19 protein-coding genes are annotated in these 21,969 nt (G+C 67.6%); 13 read left to right on the top strand and 6 right to left on the bottom strand.

Translation table 11 applies throughout. The features are described from left to right. Positions 1–84 precede the first annotated feature (84 nt). Entirely contained in the window at positions 85–2,442 is a 2,358-nt protein-coding gene (locus NDO75_RS15730; protein WP_310907518.1) for a DEAD/DEAH box helicase, read from the top strand. 16 nt (positions 2,443–2,458) lie between these two features. Here NDO75_RS15730 and NDO75_RS15725 read toward each other — a convergent pair whose 3' ends face one another. Next, positions 2,459–3,115, bottom strand: coding sequence for an HAD family phosphatase (locus NDO75_RS15725; RefSeq protein WP_310907517.1), 657 nt, complete (start codon positions 3,113–3,115; stop codon positions 2,459–2,461). Between the two features lie 51 nt (positions 3,116–3,166). After that, positions 3,167–3,760 (bottom strand): DJ-1/PfpI family protein, encoded by a 594-nt coding sequence (locus NDO75_RS15720; protein WP_310907516.1) that lies wholly within the window; start codon positions 3,758–3,760, stop codon positions 3,167–3,169. A gap of 284 nt (positions 3,761–4,044) precedes the next feature. Here NDO75_RS15720 and NDO75_RS15715 point away from each other — a divergent pair, with 284 nt between their 5' ends. The 8 genes from NDO75_RS15715 (at position 4,045) to NDO75_RS15680 (ending at position 10,835) form a co-directional block, all read left to right on the top strand. After that, positions 4,045–4,503 carry a hypothetical protein gene (locus tag NDO75_RS15715; protein WP_310907515.1) on the top strand — a complete coding sequence of 153 codons (459 nt, stop codon included), beginning with the start codon at positions 4,045–4,047 and terminating at the stop codon, positions 4,501–4,503. Between the two features lie 24 nt (positions 4,504–4,527). Next, on the top strand, positions 4,528–4,902 hold the full coding sequence (locus NDO75_RS15710) for a hypothetical protein (RefSeq protein ID WP_310907513.1): 375 nt from the start codon (positions 4,528–4,530) through the stop codon (positions 4,900–4,902). Positions 4,903–5,061: 159 nt separating this feature from the next. Beyond that, the gene (locus NDO75_RS15705; RefSeq protein WP_310907512.1) at positions 5,062–6,204 is read left to right on the top strand and encodes a hypothetical protein; all 1,143 of its coding nucleotides are present in this window, start codon (positions 5,062–5,064) and stop codon (positions 6,202–6,204) included. Between the two features lie 172 nt (positions 6,205–6,376). After that, positions 6,377–7,084 (top strand): hypothetical protein, encoded by a 708-nt coding sequence (locus NDO75_RS15700; protein ID WP_310907510.1) that lies wholly within the window; start codon positions 6,377–6,379, stop codon positions 7,082–7,084. A gap of 58 nt (positions 7,085–7,142) precedes the next feature. Further along, complete coding sequence (locus tag NDO75_RS15695; RefSeq protein WP_310907509.1) at positions 7,143–7,373, top strand: Lrp/AsnC ligand binding domain-containing protein; 231 nt, start codon at positions 7,143–7,145, stop codon at positions 7,371–7,373. Positions 7,374–7,450: 77 nt separating this feature from the next. After that, positions 7,451–8,227 carry a DUF91 domain-containing protein gene (locus tag NDO75_RS15690; protein ID WP_310907508.1) on the top strand — a complete coding sequence of 259 codons (777 nt, stop codon included), beginning with the start codon at positions 7,451–7,453 and terminating at the stop codon, positions 8,225–8,227. A 284-nt stretch (positions 8,228–8,511) separates the two neighbouring features. After that, complete coding sequence (gene endA / locus NDO75_RS15685) at positions 8,512–9,579, top strand: tRNA-intron lyase (RefSeq protein WP_310907507.1); 1,068 nt, start codon at positions 8,512–8,514, stop codon at positions 9,577–9,579. A gap of 92 nt (positions 9,580–9,671) precedes the next feature. After that, a complete protein-coding gene (locus NDO75_RS15680; RefSeq protein ID WP_310907505.1) occupies positions 9,672–10,835 on the top strand; it encodes a cell division protein FtsZ in 1,164 nt (387 codons plus the stop codon). 27 nt (positions 10,836–10,862) lie between these two features. Here NDO75_RS15680 and NDO75_RS15675 read toward each other — a convergent pair whose 3' ends face one another. Next, positions 10,863–11,792 (bottom strand): ornithine cyclodeaminase family protein, encoded by a 930-nt coding sequence (locus NDO75_RS15675; protein ID WP_310907503.1) that lies wholly within the window; start codon positions 11,790–11,792, stop codon positions 10,863–10,865. 65 nt (positions 11,793–11,857) lie between these two features. Next, complete coding sequence (locus NDO75_RS15670; protein ID WP_310907501.1) at positions 11,858–12,253, bottom strand: methylated-DNA--[protein]-cysteine S-methyltransferase; 396 nt, start codon at positions 12,251–12,253, stop codon at positions 11,858–11,860. 109 nt (positions 12,254–12,362) lie between these two features. Here NDO75_RS15670 and NDO75_RS15665 point away from each other — a divergent pair, with 109 nt between their 5' ends. Then, the gene (locus tag NDO75_RS15665) at positions 12,363–13,994 is read left to right on the top strand and encodes a tryptophan--tRNA ligase (protein WP_310907499.1); all 1,632 of its coding nucleotides are present in this window, start codon (positions 12,363–12,365) and stop codon (positions 13,992–13,994) included. A gap of 94 nt (positions 13,995–14,088) precedes the next feature. Continuing rightward, entirely contained in the window at positions 14,089–15,405 is a 1,317-nt protein-coding gene (locus NDO75_RS15660; protein WP_310907498.1) for a hypothetical protein, read from the top strand. Between the two features lie 2 nt (positions 15,406–15,407). Here NDO75_RS15660 and NDO75_RS15655 read toward each other — a convergent pair whose 3' ends face one another. Further along, positions 15,408–17,135, bottom strand: a complete 1,728-nt coding sequence (locus NDO75_RS15655) for a histidine kinase N-terminal 7TM domain-containing protein (protein ID WP_310907497.1) — start codon at positions 17,133–17,135, stop codon at positions 15,408–15,410. 82 nt (positions 17,136–17,217) lie between these two features. Beyond that, a complete protein-coding gene (locus NDO75_RS15650) occupies positions 17,218–18,159 on the bottom strand; it encodes a UbiA family prenyltransferase (protein ID WP_310907496.1) in 942 nt (313 codons plus the stop codon). 463 nt (positions 18,160–18,622) lie between these two features. Between NDO75_RS15650 and NDO75_RS15645 the strand changes: the two genes are divergently transcribed. Both NDO75_RS15645 and pheT read left to right on the top strand, forming a co-directional pair. Further along, the gene (locus tag NDO75_RS15645; RefSeq protein ID WP_310907495.1) at positions 18,623–20,149 is read left to right on the top strand and encodes a phenylalanine--tRNA ligase subunit alpha; all 1,527 of its coding nucleotides are present in this window, start codon (positions 18,623–18,625) and stop codon (positions 20,147–20,149) included. Continuing rightward, the gene (gene pheT, locus NDO75_RS15640) at positions 20,149–21,912 is read left to right on the top strand and encodes a phenylalanine--tRNA ligase subunit beta (RefSeq protein ID WP_310907494.1); all 1,764 of its coding nucleotides are present in this window, start codon (positions 20,149–20,151) and stop codon (positions 21,910–21,912) included. The genes NDO75_RS15645 and pheT overlap by 1 nt, the downstream gene beginning before the upstream one ends. Positions 21,913–21,969 lie beyond the last annotated feature (57 nt).

The raw sequence follows: 21,969 nt of genomic DNA, 5'->3' as shown, positions 1-21,969 counted from the left end.
GGTAAGCGCGGTCGGCGACCGCGCGACGTACGCGCCGAGGCTCGAAGGAAACGCCTTTGACCCGGCACCCCCCGTTTCCGTGTGATGGAGGTCGCCGAGGTTCTCCCCGAATTCGCCGACGCTTTTGCCTTCGAGGAGTTCAACCGGATGCAACGCGAGGCACTGCCCGCACTGCTCGAGACCGACGAGAACGTGGTCGCGAGCGCGCCGACGGCCTCGGGGAAGACCGCGCTCGCGGAGCTCGCGATCTGCAAGACGCTGTCCGACGGCGGGACGGCGCTGTTTATCGCCCCGATGCGAGCGCTGACCAACGAGAAGGAAGACGACTGGGACCGCTTCGAGAGTCTGGATTATTCGGTCTACGTCGTCACCGGCGAGCGCGACCTGAACCCGCGGCGCGCGCGCCGGGCGGACATCCTCGTGATGACCCCCGAGAAACTCGACTCGGCGACCCGGAAACACGACTCGCGCCGGTACGACTTCGTCACCGACATCGACGTCTGCGTCATCGACGAGGTCCACCTGCTCGACGCCGACCGCCGTGGCTCGGTGCTCGAGGTGACGATCTCCCGCCTGCGGCGGCTCTGTGAGCCCCGCATCGTCGCGCTGTCGGCCACGATGCCCAATGTCGACGACGTGGCGGCGTGGCTCGACGCCCCGGCGGAGAACACCTTCGAGTTCGGCGAGGAGTACCGCCCCGTCGAACTCAACGCGGGCGTCAAGACTTACACGCACGGCGAGAACTCGTTCGCGGACAAGTACCGTCGCCTGTATCGGGCGCTCGACCTCGCGGAACCCCACCTCCGCGAGGACGGCCAGTCGCTGGTGTTCGTCTCCTCCCGGCAGGACACCGTCCGAGCCGCGAAGAAGGCCCGCGACGAGATCGCCGAACGGGACATCCCGATGGGCGCACGCGGCGATTACGATTTTCACACCGAATCGAAGGAACTCGAGAACGACACGCTCCGGAATTCGGTGTTAGACGGCGTCGCGTTCCACCACGCCGGCCTCTCGAAGAACGACCGCGATCTCGTCGAGGAGTGGTTCAAAGCGGGCCACGTCGAACTCCTCTTTTCGACCTCGACGCTGGCGTGGGGAGTCAACCTGCCCGCCCGCTGTGTGGTAATTCGCGATACGAAGCTTCACGACCCGCTCGAGGGCGAGGTCGACATGAGCCCGCTCGACGTGCTCCAGATGCTCGGCCGCGCCGGCCGGCCGGGCTACGACGACGTCGGCTACGGCTGGGTCGTCTGCGATTCCGCCGAGGCCGACAAGTACCGCCGGCTGCTTCGCGACGGCAAGGAGATCGAGTCCCGACTCGCCGAGAGCCTCGAGACCCACCTCAACGCCGAGATCGCGATGGGGACGATCACCGATCTCGATGACGTGATGGACTGGCTCGAGACGACCTTCTACTACGTTCGCGGTCAGTCGAAGCCCGACGACTACGACTTCCCGAACCTGCGCCAGCGGGTCCGGGACTGCCTCGAGGGGCTGGTCGAGCGCGGATTCGTCGAGACCGGCGCGGACCTCTCGATCGAGGCCACGCCGCGGGGCGTCCTGACCTCCAAGTACTATCTGCGGCTCGACACCGCGGCCCGCTTCGCAGCACTGTGCGACCGCGTGGGGGAGGGAGGCGACGAACTCACGGCCGGCGACATCCTCGAGGCGGTCGCGACCGCCGAGGAGTTCGACTCGGTCTCGGCCCGGCAGGACGAGCGCGAGGCGGTCAACGCGGTGCTGGTCGGCGAGAACACGGAGGGCCTCGAGGCAGGCCAGCGGAAGGTGCTCGCGATCCTCCGCGGCGCGGCCAGCGGCTCGACGCCGGCCGAACTGCGCAGCGACGCCTGGGTCATCCGACGAAACGCGACGCGGCTCCTCTCGGCGCTCGGGGCCTTCCTCGATCGCTTCGTCGGCCCCCACGCCGCGAACCTCGCGCGCCGGGTCGAGGCCCGCATCGAGAACGGCGTCGCCGAGGACGCGGTCGGGCTGACGGCCATCGACGGCGTCGGACCGGGTCGGGCGAGCAAGCTCGCCAAAGAAGGGCTGTCGACCCCCGGCGACGTCGTCGGCGCGGGCGTCACGGGACTCGTCGACGCCGGACTCTCCGAGGGCGTCGCCGAGCGCGTCTACGAGGGGGCCCAGTCGCTGCCCTCGATCGACCTCGAGTGGGGGCGGTTCCCCGATTCGATCGCAACGGGCGAGAACGAAGTCTGCGACGTCACGGTCCGAAACGTCGGGGAGCCGGCCCGCGCCGGGATTCGTGTGACCGTCAACGGCGTCGAGATGACGAGCACGAATACCTACCTTCGCGACGCCGAGACCCTCCCGGTCGGCGTCTTCGGTGCCGACGCCGACGAACTCGAGTTCACCGTCAGCGTGGCCTTCCCCGAGGAGCCGCTGCTGCCGATCGAGGGGAGCCGGACGGTCAACGTTCGGTAGCGGCGAAAACGGCCCGTTACGCCCGTTCGACCAACTCGAGCACGGCGTCTCGAAGCGCTGCCGGCGAATCCACGATCTCGTCCGCCGACGAGCGATCGATGTCGCCGTGGGCCTCGATCCGGTAGGCGACGACGATCGCGCCCGCTCGAGCGCCCGCCTCGATCCCGTTTTCGGAATCCTCGACGACCACGCACTCCTCGGGAGCAACGCCGAGTTCGTCGGCTGCGTACTCGAAGACGTCGGGGGCCGGCTTGCTCGCCGCGTCGATGTCGTCAGCGCTGATGACCCGATCGAAGTCGCCCTCGAGGTCGAACCGCTCTACGACCATCCCGATCCAGTCGTGGGGCGACGAGGAGACGAGCGCCGTCGGAACTCCGCGGTTCTCGAGTTCGGCCAGCAGATCGTGGAGTCCCTCGAGCGCGTCGGCTCGCTCGGTGTAGATCTCCTTGGCGGCCTCGTTGAACCGCCGGATCCACTCCTCGCGGGAAATCTCGGTTCCGTACTCCTCCTCGAGGTAGTCGTAGATCTCGCGGAAGTTCATCCCGCTCGTCTCGGCGAGATCGACGTCCTCGTCGGGGACGGCCGCCGGGAAGAGCTCCTCGCGCTCGAAGTCGACCCAGAAGTCCTCGCTGTTGACCAGTACGCCGTCCATATCGAACAGCACAGCAGTCATGTGCGTCGGGCTATTCGACGGCCGCGTATAGCCGTTTGGCACGACCGACGATTACGCGACGACCCGGCCGCGGCGCTCGTATTCCATCTCGGTCGCGACCGTTTCCGCCACGTCCGGGCCGAACTCGCGCTCGAGGAACCACAGCGCCAGATCGATCCCCGACGTGACCCCGCCGGCGGTGAGGACGTCGCCGTCGTCGACGACGCGCCCGTCGATCAGGTCCGCCCCGGCGGCCTCGAGATCGTCCCGCGCGACGGCGTGTGTGGTCGCGGGACGGTCCGCGAGAATCCCCGCCTCGGAGAGCACCATCGCGCCGGTACAGACCGAGGCGATCGTCGTCCCGTCGTCGTACCGCTCGCGGACGGTCTCGGGGAGCGCGCCGTCCTCGACGACCGCCCGGACGCCGCCCTCGGTAGTCCAGCCGCCGCCGGGGACCACGAGCAGGTCCGGCCGGCCCAGCGTCCCGTTCGGTTCGACCCGGAGGTCGTGACTGGCCGTCACGAGATCGGTCTGCGCCAGGGTCACCAGCCGCGTCTCGAGCGATGCACCGGCCTGGGCCCCGTTCTCGAGGACCTCGTAGGGGCCGATGGCGTCGAGTTCGTCGAAGCCGTCGAACAGCACGATTTCGGCGGTCGTATCGATCATATGTGATGGTTGCCGGCGGCGGGCAAGTCCGTTGCGTCTCGGGCAGCCGACGCCAGCCATCGGGCTGTGATCGTCCGCGGCGACTCGTCAGTCGGCCCGCCCGAGCCGTCGACGTGACTCGAGTCGGATGCGACCGGGCGTCGCCGACTCAGCCTCGGTTGATCTGCGTTGAACGGGCCACAAACGGGCGAAAACGTCCGTCAAACGAGTTCAAACGGTGGAAAAGCGCGTTCACGACAGCACCCCTTCAAGGCCATCGGACCACCGAGAAACGACTGCGAGCTATGAAACGAACGACCCTCATCGCGGTTGCACTCGCCGCATTGCTCATGATCACCGGGTTCGCCGCTGCGGCACCCGGCAACGCTCCCGTGTCCGTGGATACGGACGCGGACAGCACGGACGAACAGCCCGCGAACGAACGCGCACAGTCCGCGGACGAACGCGACGACCGAAGCGAGAACGGAGCCGCCGCTGACACCGGTGCTGACGACCGGAACGGACAGGGGCCGAACGTCGACCTCCCTGATCAGGTCCCCGACCACGTCTCCGAAATCCACGACCGTATCTCGTCGTTCCTGAGCGGGACCCTCGACGGATCGCTCGGCGACGCGATCAGCGACGTGACGCCGGCCGACGGTGACGAAGAGAATGCCGACGATACCAGCGACGACGACACCAGCGACGACGACACCAGCGACAACGACACCAGCGACGACGACACCGAATCGACCGACGAATAGGCGACCCACTAGCTAACTCATCCCATGCCCCCATTCGCTCCGCCGGCGACGATCGGTCTCGAGGACCGGCTGCTCGCGTTCGCCGTGAGCCTGCTGATCGGTGGCGTGGCCCTCCACGCCGGTACCCACATCGTCGCGGACGCCCGCGACTACGGCCACGCGGTAGTGACCGCGCTACTCGCCGCACTGGCCTGGGCGCTCCTCGAGTCGGTGCCGCTGATCGGGGGGCTGCTGGCGATCGTCGCCTGGGTCGCGGTCGTCAAATGGCGCTACGACCTCGGCTGGCTGCGGTCGACCGGGGTTGGCGTCGCCGCCTGGGCGGCCGCGGTCGTCGTCCTCGCGGCCCTCGAGTTGGTCGGTATCGGCTCGGTCTCGGCACTGGGCGTGCCGGGCGCCTGACGTAGTCCCGCTGGCGTTTCTACCCGAAACCTCCGCTAACGCTTCTCGCACTGCGGACCGGATTTTTCGACCGTCGGGTCGGACAGTCGTTACTGACAACGAACGGTCACGGATCGAGCGTTTCGTGTGGTTTAAGCGACGGCACGAGCATCGGGCGATATGAACGTTCGCGTCGGCGTCACGGTCGCAGTCGTCGCGGCACTTCTCGTCGGCGCGGGGCCGATCGCGGCCGCAGCCGAACCGCTTTCGTCCGAGACCGAACGGACCCAAGCGAGCCCGTTCACGCTCCAGGGAGAGCAGATCGACGCCGACGAGGTTCGGATGGACGTCTCGCTCCGGCCGAACGGGACCGCCGAGTGGTCGGTCGAGTTCTGGATGCGTCTCGACGACAACGAGAGCGCGACGGCGTTCGAGTCGTTGCGAGACGACATTCGGGACGATCCGGGGAATCACACGCAGGCGTTCGCCGACCGGATGCGAGACACGGTCTCGACGGCGAGTAACGCGACGGGCCGCGAGATGTCCGTCGACGGCTTCGCGGTGGCAACCGATCGACAGTCGTTCGCGCGCGAGTACGGCGTCGTCAGGTACACCTTCCGCTGGCACGGGTTCGCCGCCGTCGAGGGCGACGAACTGCGCGCGGGCGACGCGCTCGAGGGGATCTACCTCGACGACGGGACGCGGCTGCTGATCGCGTGGCCCGACGGCTACGAGCGAACGTCGGTCGCGCCGGAGCCTGACGAGGAACGCGACCGAGCCGTGCTCTGGCGCGGCGGCGAGACGGACTTCGTCTCCGGCGAGCCCCGCGTCGTCGTCACCGCCGCGGGATCGGGGCTGCCGACGGCAGCCCTCGCGGCCGTCGCGGTCGTCCTGTTCGGCGGTGCCATCGGCGGCTGGTGGTACTACACCCGTCGCGTACGAACCGACGACGGGGGTCCAGATCCCGGGCCGGCTCCCGAGGCCGAGTCGGCTCGAGCCGGTCGCTCCGGGACCGATTCACCACCGTCCGCAACGGCGGGTGACGAGTCGCCGAACGCTACCGCGACCGATTCGCCGGACCCGGAGCTGCTCAGCAACGAAGAGCAGGTCCTCCGTCTCCTCAGGGAGCGCGGCGGCCGGATGAAACAGCAGGCGGTCGTCGAAGAGCTCGACTGGACCGACGCGAAGACCAGCAAGGTCGTCAGCGGGCTCCGCGATGAGGGGAAACTCGAGTCGTTCCGACTCGGCCGCGAGAACGTCCTCTCGCTGCCAGGGGCCGACGACGAAATCGTCGCGGACGCCGACGGTGACGGAGCGGAATGACGCGAGATCCCGGACGCGGCGGACCGACTCGGCGGGCGGGGCCGACAAGCGTACAAATCGGCGAAATCGCCCGACGGAAACGGAACGAAAACGGCGTTGAACCGGATCAACCGTCGCTGAACCCAAGTCATCGACTCGCGTAGACGGCAGCAATCGAATACGAAATCCACCAATGAACCGAACCACGTCGATCACGCTGGCAGTGTTGCTCGTCGCCGCGGCGGTCGCGGTCCCCCTCGCCGCGGCGAGCGTCGTCTCGAGCGGAACCGCGCAGGCCGACACCGACGCCGCGGGGAACGACTCGATCGAACCCGGCGCGCAGTTCGCCGCCGCGGTCGGCGTCCAGAACGCCGACGTCAGCGGCGATCTCTCGGAGCGGGCCTTCAGCGTCAGAATCGCGAACGCGGAGACGAACGAGACCAGAGCGGCCATCGTCGACGATCAGTTCGCAGCGACCGATGCGCGCCTCGAGCGACTCGAGGCCAGACTCGAATCGCTGAACGAATCCCGGGCGGCCGGCGAGATCGACGAGGGGCGCTACCGTGCGGAGGTCGCAACGGTCGTCGCCCGGATCGGGGCCGTCGAGCGGCAGGCCGCGGCGCTCGAGCGTACCGCGGCCGGCTTGCCCGAGCGTGCGCTCGCCGACCGTGGCGTCGATCTCGAGTCGATCCGATCGCTACGCGACCGCGCCGGGGAGCTCGGTGGACCGGAGACCGCGGCGATCGCTCGGTCCGTCGCTGGCGACGACGTCGGCCGATCGGTCGGGAGCGATCGCGCTCCGGGCGACCCGATCGCCGGAGGGAACCGACGCGGCGGCCCCGACACGAGCGATGAGAACGGGACGGCGACGGAGACAGCCGACCCGGCTCGATCCGGGTAGCGCCGATCCGGCCGCCCGCACACCCGTTTTTTGGCTCTCGGAAGCGAAGCGTAGAGAAATGGTGTACGCATATACGACGGTCGACGCCGCGACCGGCACGTCCGAGGCGGTGTGCGAGGCACTCGCAGACGTCGAGGGCGTCGTCGACGCGCACGTCATCGCAGGCGACTTCGACGTGCTAATCGAACTGGAAGGCGAGACGCCCCACGACGTACTCGAGACGATGACGTCGGCGATCCGGCCGCTCGAGGGCGTCGGGACGACCCGAACGTACATCTGTATCGACTGATCGCACCACGCACCGATGGGGGTGTGACACCGGCGGGGAGACGCGGGTTTAAGTACGAAAGCGCGGCCAACGGCCCTATGATCGACGACGCGATCCGCGTGCTCGCGGGCGACTGCACCGTCATCGCCGAGGACGCAGACCGATCGGAGTACCGCGGCCGAGTAACGACGATCGTCAAACCCGACAACACCGTCCTCGTCCACGATATCGACGGCTACCAGCCCGTCGCGTGGCTCACCCGCGCCGACAGCGTCTCGAGCGACCGCACCGGCGACTTTACCCTCGTCGCGAAGAAGGACACCCAGACGCTGCGGATCGCCGCCCACGACCAGGACGGGTTCGCTCACTACCCGACCTCCGCGGCGGGGACGCCCGTCGGCGACTGTCCGGACTGCGGCGGCGCGCTCGTGCGCTCGAGCGGCGTCACCTGCGTCTCCTGTGGCGACCGGTACGGCGTCCCTGCAGATGCGACGATCCGCGACGACCAGTGCGATTGCGACTGCGGACTCCCGAAAATGCGCGTCGAGCGCGGCCTCGCGTTCAACGTCTGCCTCGACCGCGCCTGCGAGTCCCTCGACGCGGCGGTCAAACAGGCCTTCGACCGCGAGTGGGGCTGCCCCGAACCGGACTGTGACGGCGACCTCCGAATTCTCCGGCGCGGCGGCCTCATCGCCGGCTGCGAACACTACCCCGACTGCGAGGTCGGCTTCGCCGTCCCCGCCGGCGTCGTCGACGGCGAGTGCGCCTGTGGACTCCCCACCTTCGAGACCGGAAGCGGGATCCGCTGTCTCGATGCCACGTGTGACCGGGCACTGGAGGGGGCGCTCGAGACCGAACCTACGGCCGACGACTGAACCGACCACCGTTCCCGTCGACCCACCCCCACTCCGCGACAGCACCCCAACCAGCCGCCGCTGCGGTGGGTGGGACTGAAAGGGGCTGGCGCGCCGGGCGAACCCCGACGACGCAAGGACCGCAGTGAGCGAGCGAACGAGGACCGCAGCGAGTCGTGGGAGTCCGGCGCGCCAGGGGCTTTCGCGGTGTTTACAGCGGACCGTCGCCGAAGCCGATCGGCGGTGTGAGTCGAAACGAGGAATCGATCCGCAGCCACTTAGTTCCGGCCGGCCAACAGCCGGCTATGACACTCGAGGGGCGGTTCGACGACGGCGTCGTCCGCGTGGGCGGCGACGCGCGCCAGCGGTATCACGACTCGCGAGGGTACGGCTATCCGCTCTCCGGCAACGAGATCGCCCTCGCGCCCGTCGAGGCGGCCCACTTGCTGTACCGGGGCGACCTCGAGGTGGTCGTCGGTAGAGACGGTGAACGGCTCGAATTCCGGGAGTTCGTGGCCCGCGAGCCAGGCGAAGATTTCGGAGTCCGGTTTCTCGTCTACGCGGATCTGCGCGAGCGCGGCTTCTATCTCTCGCCGGCCGCAGAGCCGTGGCTCACGGAGCCGCCGGGCGGTGAAGCCGACTTCGCGGTGTTCCCCCGCGGGAAAGGGCCCGGCGACGGCGAGATCGCCTACGCGCTGCGGGTCATCGGCGAACGAACTGACGTGCCAGTCGGTGAACTCCGCGAGGGCGTGCTGGCGGTCGTCGACGAGGAGAGCGAGATCACCTACTTCGAGGTCGACCGGCGGGACCCGACGGGTACCTCGAGAAGCGAGGCCGCCCTCCCCGAGAACTGCGAGGCCGACCTGCTGGCCGATCGGGTCGTCGTCTGGGAGCCCCCGCTCGAACTGTACGAGAAATCCTTCTACGGCCAGCCCCTCGAGGGGCGGGAGTACGACGAGCCGACGCTGCAGTGTTCGCTGCTCGAGGCGACCTACCTCGCCGAGCGAGGGGCGATCGCGCTCGAGCCCGACGCGGTCCGCCAGCGGGGTCGCGAGGTCGAGGGAGAACGGTTCGAGCGCCGGTTGACGGTCTACACGGAACTGCGCGAGCGCGGGGTCGTCCCCAAGACGGGGTACAAGTTCGGCGCGGACTTCCGGACCTACGCGGACGTAACGTCCGTCGACGATCTCGGCCACTCCGAACTGCTCGTCCGCGTACATCCGGCCGACTACGTCTTCGAACCGCGCGACCTCGCACTCGACGTGCGGCTCGCCCACGGCGTCCGGAAGACGATGGTGTTCGCGCTCGTGGACGGCGGCTCCGACGGAGCCGAGGGGATCGACTGGTGGTCGCTCGAGCGGCTGACTCCCTGAGAAGGCGAGTACCACGAAGATACGTACCGCCGCCGACTAGAATCCTCTCCCCTGAGGGAAACATAAAAGGGGCGGCGTGAGAGCATGGGGGTATGCAACTCGCGGTGATCGGCGTCGGCGGCGCGGGCTGTCGGATCGCGTCGGCGATTCGGGCTGCAGATCCGACGACCGACTCGTTCGTCGAAGCCGTCTTCGCGTTCGATACCGACGGCGACGCGCTGGCGGCCCTCGACGACGTGTCCGACCCCCATCGATATCGGTACGGACCGGACGGCGACGACGGCCTCGAGGGCGATCTGGAACGCGGCCTCGAGTGCGGACGGGAACACGCCGACGAACTCGTCGAGGTACTCGATCGAGGGGCCCCGGCGGCCGCGGACGCGATCCTCGTCGCGGTCGGCCTCGGCGGGACGACCGGCGGCGGGACGGTCCCCCCGCTGGTCGCGACGCTGCAACGACGGTACGACGCGCCGGTGTACGTCCTCGGGACGCTCCCGGCTGACGGCGAGTTCGTACCCGCCGACGTGGGCTCCGCTGGAACCGAGCACCGCTCGCCGACGACTGGTTCGGACGGCGATCCCGACACGCCGGAGACGCCACCGCGACCGCGAGCCCCGGCCAACGCCGTCGACGCGCTCGAGCGACTCGACGGACGCGCGGACGCCGTCGTCTGTTTCGACAACGAGCGGTGGCTTCGCACCGGCGAGCGCATCGCCGAGGGTCGCGATCGGTGCAATCGGGAGTTGGCCACGCGGGTCGCCGCCGTCTTCGCCGCGGCGAACTCGAACAGCGAGGGCGCTGAACGCGGTATCGACGCGGACGATATCGGACGCGTCATGGGGAGCACGACCGACATCGTGACGATCGGGTACGGAGAACAGGCGGTCGATACGGGCGGCTCGCGGTTCGGGCTCGGACTCTTTTCGTCGGACCAGACCGTCGAGCGGACCAGCGCAGTCAGCGCCGTCGAGACCGTCACCCGGAACGGCATTCACGGTAAACTCACGCTCGAGTGCGAGCGCGAGGCAGCCGGGCGAGCGCACCTGATCGTCGGCGGGCCGCCGGCCTGGCTCGATCGGCAGGCGATCGCCGACGCGCGGCGAACGCTCGAGGACGCCGTTGGCGGAGCGCGGACGCTCGGTGGCACCGTCTCGCGCCCGGACGGCGACGCCGTCTTCGCGACGGTCGTTCTCGCCGACGTCGCGCCGGTCGACCGGCTCGAGGAGTTGCGAGCGGCGGCCGATCGATCGGCGTGAGTCGAGCAGGCGTCTTCTGCCGGAAGATTACGCGAACCGCTCGAGGAATTCCCGTCCGAGCACGACCTCCGTCCCGGCCAGCCCGACCGAGCAGAACAGCGTGACATCGTCGGCGTGTTGCCGGCCGAGGTCGGGATTCTCGAGCACACCCGCGAGTTCGATCATCCGCTCGCGGTCGTCGCCCGAGGCGACGTACGGCCGGTCGTAGGCGTCGACCTGCGGCAGCGAGTCGGTCGCGATCGCGTCGGCCCGGTCGACGACCGCCAGCGGGAGTTCGTGGGCGTCTGCGAACCGCGGGCCGATCGTCGTGACGTGGGTGCCGGCCTCGAGCCAGTCGGGGTCGAAAACGGGCTCCTCGCTGTTCGTCGCGCAGACGAGCGCGTCGGCCTCGCGGACGACCGGTTCGGGGTCGTCGACCGCGCGGACCGGCGGTTCGACCTCGCCGTCCGCGGTCTCGGCGAAGGACTCGCGGCTCTCGGCCGTCGGGCTGTAGACCACTACCTCCGCGAAGTCGCGGGCCGCACAGGCCGCTCCGACCTGCGCTCGAGCCTGGAAACCCGAGCCGAGGATTCCGAGCGTCTCGCTGTCCTCGCGGGCGAGCGCGTCGATCGCGACGCCGCCGATGCCGCCGGTCCGGAGACCGCCGACGGCGTAGCCGACGAGCAGGCCCTCGAACGCGCCGGTCGTCGCGTCGAAAATCGCCACGAGCTCCGTGAGCTCGTCGTCGGATCCGGGATGGGTCGTGTACACGCGGAAGCCGGTCGCGTTCGCCGGCCCGGTCGCCGACCCGGCGGTAAAGACGAGGTCACCCTCGCCGGCGTCGACCCGCCAACGCGGCGGGGCCTCGAGCGTTCCCGCAGCGCGTTCGGCGAAGGCGTCTCGCATCGCATCGACGACCTGTTCGTAGTCGAACTGCGAGTAGACGTCGCCGTCCGTCAGCATCGGAAACTCGGTCATGCTCACTGCATCTGCCGGGGGGACCATAACAGGTCCGGCGCGGTGACCGCTCGGGCAGCGAGCCGCTACGGTTCGCCCGGAATCGCCGCCCCCTCGTGTTCGAGCAGTCGCCGTTTCAACTCGAGCCCACCCCCATAGCCGACGAGCGAGTCGGCGCCGACGATCCGGTGACAGGGAACGATCAGAGGGACCGGGTTGCGGCCGCAGGCCTGCCCGACCGCGATCGGCGCGCTCTCGAGTTCCGTCGCGATCTCCCCGTAGGTCCGCGTTTCGCCCGCCGGAATCGCCGTCATCGCCCGCATGACGGCCCCGGTAAAGCCGTCGGGAAGTGCGATCTCGAGATCGAAATCTCGCCGCTGACCGGCCTCGTACTCCCCCACTTGCTCGCGAATCGTCGCCGGATCGGCGTCGATCCGCGACTCGTCGATCGCCAGTTCGGTCCCGAATAGCTCGGCGTACATCGTCTCTCGGTTCGCGCCGACGGGATATCAACGCTCGCGGCCCGAAGCGAAGATTTCGGCGACGGCGAAGCCGAAGGCTTTTGCGCGCTGGCGCGGCAACAGACAGTTAATGACCGGAGACGAGCCACTCGAGGAGTCCGAGTCAGGGGAACCGACCACCGGGGAACCGCTGACTGATGGCGACGAGCGATCCTCGTCGGCGCTTCGCACCGACGGCGGGGCTGCAGGCGCTGACGACGTGGCGCTCGACCCCTGGGGTTCCTCGAGCGTCTCCGACTACCGCAAACTGTTCGAGGAGTTCGGCATCGAGGAGTTCGACGAAGTGCTCGAGGAGGTGCCGAACCCCCATTACCTGATGCGCCGCGGCGTCATCTTCGGCCACCGCGACTACCGGCCGGTCGCCGAGGCGCTGCGAAACGACGAGCCCGCGGCGGTCCTCTCGGGATTCATGCCCACCGGCGACCCCCACATCGGCCACAAGCTGGTCTTCGACGAGATCATCTGGCACCAGCAGCAGGGGGCCGACGCCTACGCGCTGATCGCCGACCTCGAGGCCAACTCGGCCCGCGGCATGTCGTGGGCGGAGATCGACGAACACTCCCGGGACTACCTGCTCTCCCTGCTCGCGCTCGGCTTCGATCCCGAGGAGGGAACGCTCTACCGGCAGTCGACCAACCGCGAGCTACAGGACCTGGCGTTCGAACTCGGCGCGGAGGCGAACTTCTCGGAGCTACAGGCGATCTACGGCTTCGACGGCGAGACCGACGTCTCGCACATGCAGTCGGTCGTCACCCAGATGGCCGACATCCTCTACCCGCAACTCGAGGAACCCAAACCCACGGTCATCCCCGTCGGCCCGGACCAGGATCCCCACGTCCGGCTGGCCAGGGACCTCGCCGAGCGGATGCGCTTCTTCAAGGTGAGCGAGGCCTACGCCAGTTTCGAACTCGAGGACGACGAGCGCGAACTCGTCGCCGAGTTCTACGACCGGCTCGATCCGGCCGACTTCGACGACGAGACGCTGCGGTGCGTACACGTCGCCGAGGCGCTAGAGGAGACGCCGCTGTCGGAAATCGACGCGGACGCCGACACGCTGAGCTCGGTCCTGACGAAGCTCGAGGAGGCCGGCATGGAACCGGTCCGGCCGCGAACCCGCTTCTTCGACCGGCGGGCCACCGAGGAGGCCTTCGACGCGCTAATCGACGCCATCGAGGGCGAGAAGCGGGTCTACGAGAGCCACGTCGACGCCTTCGACGTCGACCGCGACGAGGCCGAGGAACTCGCCCGGGAGACCGAGGTCGACAACGGCGGCTACGGCTTCCGGCCGCCCTCGTCGATCTACCACCGCTTCATGACCGGCCTGACCGGCGGCAAGATGTCCTCGTCGATTCCAGCCTCCCACATCTCGCTGCTCGACGACCCCGAGGACGGCTACGACAAGGTGAAAGCCGCGACGACCGGCGGCCGCGAGACCGCCGAGGAACAGCGCGAGAAGGGCGGCCGGGCCGACGAGTGTCCGGTCTACGAACTCTACGCCTACCTGCTGTCCGGCGACGACGACGAGTTCGCCAAGCGCGTCTACGACGAGTGCGTCGGTGGCGAGCGCCTCTGTGGCGACTGCAAGGAGCAGGCCGCCCAGCTCATGAAGGAGTTCCTCGAGGAACACCAGGAGAAACGCGCGGAAGTCGAAGCGCTCCTCGAGCGAACGGACATCGAACTCGAGTCGCCGCGGCGTCGCTGACGCCTCGAGTCCCAGTTTTTGCGGAGTGAGTGCGGCATACGTTTTCACGTCTGACGTAGATATATACGGCCGTTCGTGGAAGCCGCAGCTATCGATGACCCGGTCCCACCGCGAGTCGACCGACGACCTGCTGGTTCCCGCCGCCGTCCTCGGTGCGTTCGGCGTCACGCCGACGGATATCGGTCGAGAGCCCGCCGACGGCGACAGCCTCGAGGCGGCGCTCGCCGACGCGCTCGCGGCGGGCGTCGACCGGACGACGGTGCTGCGGCGAACGATCACGGGAAGCGACCGCGGTCTCGCCTGTCCGGCCCGCTACTCGGCGAGCGACCTCGAGTCCGAACTCGTCGCCGTCTTCGAGTCGATCGGCTGGTCGCTCGTCGTCACGCACACCCGCGATGGTGTCGAACTCGCCGCGACCGATCCGCGAGGCCGCTGCCGCGAGGGGTCGGTTTCGTATCCCGAGACGCCGCTCGGTACCGACAACCTCCCCGCCGTCCTGTGGGCGATCTCCGAGGACGTGCTCGCGGGAACCGACGCGCGATTCGTCCTGCTCTCGTCCGGCGTCGACCGCTGGCGGGCCGCGCTGGTCGAGGCGAGCGAACTCGAGCGGCTCCGCGAGCGCTACGGCCCGCGAATCGAGGCCGTCGATCGACCGCTGTTACCCGAACACGGTCTCGAGGCATACGTCCCCGCTGCGACGACCGACAGCGACGGCGGGATCGACAACGACGGCGACCCGTGGCCGCCGTGGGCGCTCGAGCCGGACTCCCAGCGATCGACGTCGAGCACGACCGTCACGTCGCTCATCGACGAAGCGGAGCCCGCAGCGCGGGCCGAACCGGATGTCGCTGCGTCCAACGAAAGATCGTGCGACGCGGCGGTCGCGACACCGCCCGCGGACGACACGGCGGGCTCGTCCACGTCGGCTCCCTCGAGTGAGATCGACGGCTTCGAACTGCGCGGAACGCCGGACGTTTCGAGAACGCGCACCGACGACATTCGGCCGACGGGGAGCGAGACGACCGAAAACGAGACGACCGAGTACGCGGGGGACCGACCGCGCGACGGTTCGAGCGCCGAGGAGTTCGGAACGCTCTCCGGAACCGGTTCGACGGCCCGCGTGACGAACGACTCGTTCGGGGCGACCCTCGAGCGACAGTCCGAAGCGGACCGGTTCCGTGCGCTCGGGGCGGCGCTCGATGCGGGTGGCACCGTCTCCGTTCGAGGGCTGCTCGAGGACGAGGACTTCCTGCCGACGTTGCCAGCCGCCGAGCCCGACGAGGTCCGCATCGAGTTCGCCGACGGATGTGGCCCAGTCGAAGTCCCCGACACGACGGTCGCCGCCGAACGATCCGGGTTCGAGTGGGTCGATACCGGCTCGCTCGAGCCGACGCGCGTCTCGAACGGGTAGGGTTACGGCGTAATCTCGCTCGACTCGGGCTGTGCATCGTCGGTGTCGGACGGGGACAACAGCGGCACTTCGACGGTAACGACCGAGCCCGTCGGTTCGTTCGCTTCGAAGGTTATCGAGCCGCCGGCGATCTCGGCGCCCCACTTGGCCAGCCAGAGGCCGAGCCCACTCCCGTGGTCCAGCGGCGTTTCGGTTCCGCGTTCCAGCGTCGACCGTTCGGTAGCGTCGATTCCCGGGCCGTCGTCCGCGATCCGGACGCGAACCCAGTCGTCGTCGGTCCGAACGCTGATCCGAACGGTCGGGGCCGGATCCGGGTTGTGCTCGACGCCGTTTTCGATGAGGTTGTCGAAAACGGGTTCGAGAACGCCGGCGACGTAGATCCCGTCCGCCGATTCGCACTCGACGTGGGCGTCCGGGTACTCGTCGCGAACGGTCTCGATGCTGTCGTCGAGAAGCGGCTCGAGCCCTACGGTCTCGGTCGATTCGCGTCCCCGCTCGAAGATCGAGATGATTTTGCGGGCTTTGTTCGCCAGCTCTTCGATCCGGTGGGCGCTCGCGATAATCTCGTCGGCACTGTTGATCTCGTCAGACTCGCCTCGATCGTCCGCGCTCGAGAGCAGTTCGGCGTAGCTGCTGATGACGTTCGTTTCGGTCCGGATGTTGTGACGGAAGACCCGATTCAGGACTTCGTGGCGCTGTTGCTGTCTGACGTGTTCGCTGATGTCGTGAAAAGTGATGACGTGACCGATCGTTCGATCGTGGATATCGGTTACGGCAGTTGCCGTCACGTCGTAGAGCCGCTCGTCGCCGGGGCTCTGAAACGGACCGTGTTCTACCCCCGACTCGCCCGACGGAACCAGCGACTCGTCGGGAACGAGTTCCCGAAGCGGTCTACCGAGCGCACGACGGCGAACCGTCCCCAGAAGTTCCGCGCCGGTTTCGTTGATTTCGACGACGTTGTTGTGGCCGTCGGTCACGATCGCACCGTCGGGCATCCGATCGAAGAGTAGCCGACGCGCCCGAGGGTTCGGCGACGGACTCGTGCCGAACAGCTGAAAGCGCGTCAGCGCGCCGAGGTAGGCGACGCCGGAGATCGAAAACGCGACCGGTGTGGGGTCGAGTCCCGGAAGCGGGACGGCGTCGGCGAGAAAGAAGATGTTGCTCACCCACGGTGCCAGAATGCCGACGAGCAACGCCGCGCTCTGTCCCCTGAACGGCAACGAGTCGTTCCGAATCAGCTCGAGAAGCGGAACGGACCCGAGCAGTCCGAGCAGGTACGTGTAGGCGGTGATGACCCAGAACCAGGGACCGGGCGTCCGACGCAACAAGAGGAGGCCGCCTTTCCGGACGAGCTCCGAGTCCGTGTACAGCAAGGGGTTGCCGGTAAGCGCGAAGACGACGGTAAGCAGCGGTACGACCGAGAGAAGTGCGACGTAGCGGGGCCGAACGTACTGATCTCGGCCGGTGTACTCGAGCGAGAAGAGCATCCAACCGATCGGAACGGAGACGACACCGATCCACCTGAGATTCGCCCAGAACATTTTCGCGCCGAGCGTCGATGCCTCGAGATCGAAGATGAGGAGGGCGGACCACCAGCACTGGCCGGCAAGCATCACGACGAGCGGGACCGCGCCTGGCTCAGGTCGCTCCCGCCAGGAGAGGAGCGCTGCGGTCGCGCCGATAGCAATTGCCGAAAGTAATATTCCCGACAGGATAGTGGAAGCAAGCACCGATATAGAGTGGATGAGCACCGCAGATATTAAATATGCTGGGTACCGGTGCTGCGAAAATGGGAAATTCCCTGATATTAAGTCAGGGGAGCAGTACAACGAACGCAAGCACAGTGAAGACGACGAGATATTCACACTCGGCAATCTTCGCGAGCAGTCGTTCGTTTTCGTACCGGCCGATCAGCGAGGTTACACCGACCGAGTAGCCGATTCCGGCGAGCAGTGCTACCCCCGGTTTCGGGGAGAAGTATCCGGTACGGACGGCAAAAACGATCAGTGCACCCGTACAGAGATCGATGCCGAGAAGGAGTTGACGCGCTCGGTCCACGCCGAACACGACCGGAATCGTCAGCACACCGATCGCCCGGTCGCCCTCGACGTCACGGACGTTCGGAATCTCCGTGTTCGTAACCACCCGAAGGAAGAAGTAGAGGAAGACGATCAGTGTCGCTCCCGTGACGGCCTCGCCGGCGAACACGAGCGGGAGGAAGGTCAGCGTTATGGCCCACGCGAGCGCGACCACGACCGTATTGAGAAGGAAGACGTCTTTCAGCCGTCTGACGTACGTCCCAGTTCCGGGAATCCAGTTCGTCGCGTAACAGACCCAGAGCGCTCCCGGAAACAAAGTTATCGCGAGTGCGATCGGCCCACCGAGCACAGAGAGCGCGACCGCGATACCGTAGGCGACCGACGCCAGTACGTAGAGTACGTCCCGGTGTCGTTTGACGAAGGCCGCCTGTCTGGGGTTCGATACTGCATCGGTGTCGGCATCCGCGAGGCGGTCGTTAGCGTAGATCGCGAAGACGACCAGTCCAACGACGATCGCTGCCGGACTCGGCGGCAGCGAGAGGAGCGTCGAAACGATGGCTACCTCTGCCATCGCGATCAGCGACAGATACGCCGAACTGTACACCAGTGCGTTCCAGAACCGTTCCACACCGGCGGGGAGCCAAGCGAGCAACGTACTGCGGAGGGGTACCGTCGTCGTGCGCTCCGTAGAGAGCGCTTGATTTTCTCGTCCCATAGTTTTGTTAGCTTTCGAGAGCGATTGTTTAGTGGTCGCCCTTCGTTCAATCCAACTCTATCTCAAACTGATGTAAGTATGGGTTACAGCCTTCCGACATAACCAACCGGCCGAGACGACTTTCTCGGCCGCTAGCGGCCGTTCGCGGACGACCCGATAGTGCGGAGCCGGCCTGACGGATACCGTGGGACCGACCCGCAAGGTTTTTGCGTCGACCGCGAGTCGTCCCCCGTATGGCACTCGAGTCCCACGCGCGTGCCGGTGTCCCGTCGAAGAGGCAGCCACGGCGAACGCAGACGGGATTCGAGTTCTTTTTCGCCCGGTGAACCCGGGCCGGTGGACCCGTGTGCGCCCACACCGGGCACTCACGGCGAAACCGACCGATCGAGCGTCGTCCGGGAAGTTGCTCCCGGGCAGTATCGGAACCGCTAACTGACCGACACGCAGGCATACGAACAAGCGAATGCAACTCCCCGAACAACAGGTCGCGGTCCTTGAGGCCGCGAGTGCGGACGAGGCAACGTCCGTCGACGCCCTCGCCGCGGCGACCGAGCTCCCCCCCGAAACCGTCACCGGGGCCGTCTTCGAACTCGAGGACGAGGGGCTAGTCGCCGTCAGCGAACGCGTCGACGAAACGGTCGCGCTCACCGACGAAGGGCGCGAGTACGTCGCGGACGGACTCCCCGAGGTCCGACTCTACGAGGCCGCCCTCGAAGCCGGAGCCGACGCCGACCCCGTCTCGATGGGGCAGGTCATCGGTGCGTCGGGACTCGAGGGCGGTGCGGTCGACATCGCGCTCTCGAACTACGCGCGCAAGGGCTACGGCGTCATCGACAGCGGCGAGCTCACGGCCGATCCGGACGCGGACCCCGACGCCGACGCGGAGGCAAACGGGCTCGCCGAACTGGCCGACGTCGACGACGCGCCGGTCGACAGCGTCGACGTAGATTCGGAGACGCTCGAGCAGCTAGAGCGCCGCGGCCTCCTCGATCGCCGCGAGTCGACGGTCCGCGAAGTGATCCTGACCGAGCGCGCCGTCACGGAGCTGATGGCGGGGATCGACACCGCCGAAACGGTCGGCGAGGTCACGCCCGAACTGCTCACCAGCGGCGACTGGCAGGACGTCGAGTTCGCCGAGTACAACGTCGAGGCCGACGCCGAGCGCTTCGACGGCGGCAAGGTCCACATCCTGCGCCAGACCGCCGAACGGGTCAAGGACGTCCTCGTCGGGATGGGCTTCCAGGAGATGGAAGGCCCCCACGTCGACGCGGACTTCTGGATCAACGACTGCCTGTTCATGCCACAGGACCACCCGGCGCGGACCCACTGGGACCGGTTCGCCCTCGAGAACCCCACGCACATCGACGAGTTCCCCGCGGACCTCGTCGAGCGCGTCGAGCGCGCCCACAAGGAAGGCGTCGGCCCGGACGGCGAGGGGTATCACTCGCCGTGGGACGAGGACTTCGCGCGTGCGCTCGCGCTGCGTGGCCACACGACCTCGCTGTCGACGCGGTACCTCTCCGGCGAAGAGATCGGCGACCTCGAGCCGCCCCAGCGTTACTTCAGCGTCGAGAAGGTGTATCGGAACGATACGCTCGACCCGACGCACCTGCTCGAGTTCTTCCAGATCGAGGGCTGGGTGATGGCCGAGGACCTCTCGGTGCGGGACCTGATGGGCACCTTTGAGGAGTTCTACGCCCAGTTCGGCATCACGGACATCGAGTTCAAGCCCCACTACAACCCCTACACGGAGCCGAGCTTCGAGCTGTTCGGCACCCACCCGACGACCGGCGAACTCGTCGAGATCGGCAACTCGGGGATCTTCCGCGAGGAGATGCTCGAGCCGCTTGGCGTCGACTGTGACGTCATGGCCTGGGGGCTCGCCTTAGAGCGACTCCTCATGCTGATGTACGGCTTCGAGGACATCCGGGACATTCACGGGACGCTGTGTGACCTGGAACTGCTACGCGAGACGGAGGTGACCTACTGATGCCCACGGTCGACATCGATCCCGACGAACTGCGCGAACTGACCGGCCACGAGGAGAAGGGTGACGAGGAGCTGAAAGACGATCTGTTCGGACTCGGCCTCGAGTTCGAGGGGCGCACCGAAGAGGGAACCTTCGAACTCGAGTTCGCGCCCGACCGGCTCGACCGGCTCTCCGTGGAGGGAGTCGCCCGCTCGCTGCGCTACCAGTACGGCGACGCGCGTGGGATCCACGTTCCCTCGCCGAACGACGCCGACTGGACCATCGAGGTCGACGAGTCGGTCCCCGACGAACGGCCGTACGTCACGGGCGCAGTGATCCGCGACGTGGACTTAGACGAGGACGGGCTGGACTCGCTCATCCAGCTGCAGGAGAAGCTCCACGCGACGATGGGGCGCAAGCGCGCCAAGGGCGCGATCGGGATCCACGACCTGACGATGTTGAAGGGCAGTCCCGCGACCGAAGGGAACCCGATCATCCGGTACGTCGGCGTCGAGCCCGACGAGGACCGGTTCGTCCCCCTCGACGCGGACGCGGAGATGACGCCCGCGGAAGTGCTCGAGGACCACCAGACCGGCCAGACCTATGCCGACCTCGTCAGCGGGTACGAGCGGTATCCGGCGATATACGACGATCTCGGGCTGTTCTCGTTCCCGCCGGTGATCAACGGCCGTCGCACCGAGGTCTCGACGGACTCGCGGGATCTGTTCGTCGAGATGACCGGCACCGACCAGTGGACGATCGACAAGATGCTGAACATCGTCTGCTACGCGCTCTCGGCCCGCGGGGCCACCATCGAGGAAGTACGGGTCGAATATCCCGACAGCGAGTCCGCGAACGCGGACTCGAACGGGAGCCAGACGCAGTCCGGCGGACGCGAGGTCGTCCGCCCCGACCTCTCGATGAAGACGAAGACGGTCGCCCACGACCGCATCGAGACCATCCTCGGCATCGGGCTCGACCCCGAGGAAGTGATCGATCTCGCCGAGCGCTCGGGACTCGAGGCCGAGAGGGACGAAAACGAGGACGGCGATCTCGTCTACGAAGTGACGATCCCGCCCTACCGCGTCGACGTGCTCCACCCGCTGGATATCATCGACGACCTCGGGCGCGCCTACGGGTTCAACGACCTCGAGCCGCGCTACCCCGACGTGGGGACCGTCGGCGGCCGCCACGAGCGCTCCCGGCTCGAGCGCGCCGTCCGCGAGGGGCTCGTCGGACTGGGCTTCGAGGACCTGCTGAACTTCCACATGATCAGCGAGGAGGAGAACTACGACCGGCTCGATATCTCGGCCGGTGACGACGCCTACGGCGCGGGCGAGCCCGCGACCATCAAAGAGCCCTACAGCGAGGACTTCACCATGCTGCGGACGTGGGTCATGCCGTCGCTGCTGATGGTCCTCGAGCGAAACACCCACCGGGCGTACCCGCAGAACCTCGCCGAGATCGGCTTCGCAGCCGAGGTCGACGACTCGGAGAACACGGGCGTCGCGGAGGGACGGCGCGTCGGGGCCGTCCTCGCCCACCACGACGCGGGCTACGAGGACGCCAAGGCGCGCCTTCAGGCGCTGGCCCGCAACTTCGACGCGGACCTCGAGACGCCGCCGACCGACCACCCGACCTTCATTTCGGGTCGAACGGCGGCGGTCGTCATCGACGGCGAGGAAGTGGGCGTGATCGGCGAGGTCCACCCGAAGGTCCTCGTCGAACACGACCTCGAGGTGCCGGTTTCGGCGTTCGAGTTCGACCTCGAGGCGCTGCGCTGAGGAGAAGCGGTTTTTCTCACACCCGGCCTGCTGGTGCGGTAGGGATCCAGCGCACTG

Source organism: Natrinema sp. 1APR25-10V2, from assembly GCF_031626495.1.
GTDB lineage: Archaea > Halobacteriota > Halobacteria > Halobacteriales > Natrialbaceae > Natrinema.
The sequence above is the reverse complement of the archived record's forward strand: the minus strand, read 5'-3'. Positions and strand labels throughout refer to the sequence as shown.